Source organism: Methylobacterium sp. J-092 (genome assembly GCF_022829325.1).
In the GTDB taxonomy this organism is placed as follows: domain Bacteria; phylum Pseudomonadota; class Alphaproteobacteria; order Rhizobiales; family Beijerinckiaceae; genus Methylobacterium.
The window spans coordinates 1-1,354 of the sequence record NZ_JAKSXU010000122.1; the positions used below are offsets into that span (position 1 = coordinate 1).

At 65.1% G+C, this 1,354-nt stretch carries 2 protein-coding genes and 1 pseudogene; 1 reads left to right on the plus strand and 2 read right to left on the minus strand.

The genetic code is table 11. The annotated features are described in order from the left end of the window. The coding region (locus MKK60_RS14270) for a CDP-diacylglycerol diphosphatase (RefSeq protein ID WP_243986688.1) at positions 1-290 on the minus strand (290 nt) is incomplete at its 3' end. Between the two features lie 387 nt (positions 291-677). On the opposite strand from MKK60_RS14270, the gene MKK60_RS14275 reads away from it, so the two are divergent. After that, positions 678-821: a hypothetical protein gene (locus MKK60_RS14275; protein ID WP_243986690.1), complete on the plus strand. Its 144-nt coding sequence runs from the start codon at positions 678-680 to the stop codon at positions 819-821. Between the two features lie 165 nt (positions 822-986). Here the strand turns inward: MKK60_RS14275 and MKK60_RS14280 are convergent. Then, positions 987-1,289 (minus strand): annotated as a pseudogene (locus MKK60_RS14280) (transposase); the annotation flags it as partial. Between the last annotated feature and the right edge of the window lie 65 nt (positions 1,290-1,354).

Consider the following 1,354-nt stretch of genomic DNA (forward strand, 5'->3'; position numbering starts at 1 on the left):
GCGATCCCCCGCGCCCCGCGCAGCACCGGCGCCTCGAGCCCGGCGACCGTGTCCGTCGGCATCACGACGACGTGGGTCGGCTCGCCCGGCGCGCGCAGCACCGCCGTCCCAGGCCGGTCCTTGTCGCCGAGATCGACGTCCAGGCAGGGAAAGGTCCGGTCGGCGAGCGTCTTGGCGAGGACGCAGGTCTTCAGCGCCGCCCAGAGCACGTCCCGGCTCGGATCGCCGGTGGCGTGGAGGGGGATCGGCGATGCTGCCAGGAGGATCGCCAACGGCGGGATGTGGAGCATGGTGTCCTCTACCGTCGCCCATTACGGCCGGCCCGAGATATCGCTGCGACCAATCACGCTCATCATCACGGCTCGAGGGTAGATTTCTACCCCGCCGGGCTATGGAGCTCAGGGCTGCGGTAGGACGGGAAACCTCAAGCCTTCGAGGTTACCCGTACCGTTACCCGAGGAATTAAGCTGCTACCACAGCGTCTCAAGATATCGCTCTAAGTGCATCTAATTATTGGTGAGCGCGTTGGGGTTCGAACCCAAGACCTACAGATTAAAAGTCTAGATAATCTGTTGGCCCATCAGGCAGATAGCGTGATGTGTTGCGCTTCGTGTTGCTCTCACGCGCGCCGCGGCGGCGCATGTAGGGCCTACGTTGGATCGAACCGGAGATCTCGCATGAGCATCCCCAATCTCGATCTCAACCGCTTTAGGAAATGCATCGACCTGATGCGGAGCGGTGCAACCTCGGTTGAGCGAGCCGCTGAGATGGTCGTGGCGGGCCGTGTAGCGGCTTCGGCCAATCGGAAAGAAGCGTCATGACCGTCCGAGCGTCCTGCGGCTTCAAAGCCGGAGTGGATGGGATCAGGAGCCGGCGAATGACGGTGTCAGCCGTCGTCGCCGACTTCCAACCCGTGGTTCACCTCCGTCTGAGGGATGGCTCGGGCAGCCTCAAGCGGGCCACCGACACGATCGACCTCAGCCTTCGTCAGCCATCGTGAGGGCATGAGCGAGGCGCTCGAACACGCCTGTCTGCGAGAGACGCAAGAACCAGCGATGCACCGTGCTCCACGGCGGGAAGTCCAGCGGCAGATGCCGCCACGCGCATCCTGTCCGCAGGACGTACAGGATGCCGTCGAAGACCGCGCGCAGGGGCCGGCGCCATGGGCGGCCTGTGCTGGACGGCGCAGGCAGAAGCGGCGCAAGCACCGCCCACTCGGCATCGCTGAGATTGGTTGCGTAGGGCAGGCTCTCGCGCGCAAGCTCGGCGCGGGCGGCGGGCGTCCACATCGGGGTTCCTGGGTGAGCGTCAGACACTCTCCCAACGCCCGCGATGCTCGCCGCTCACCCAATAG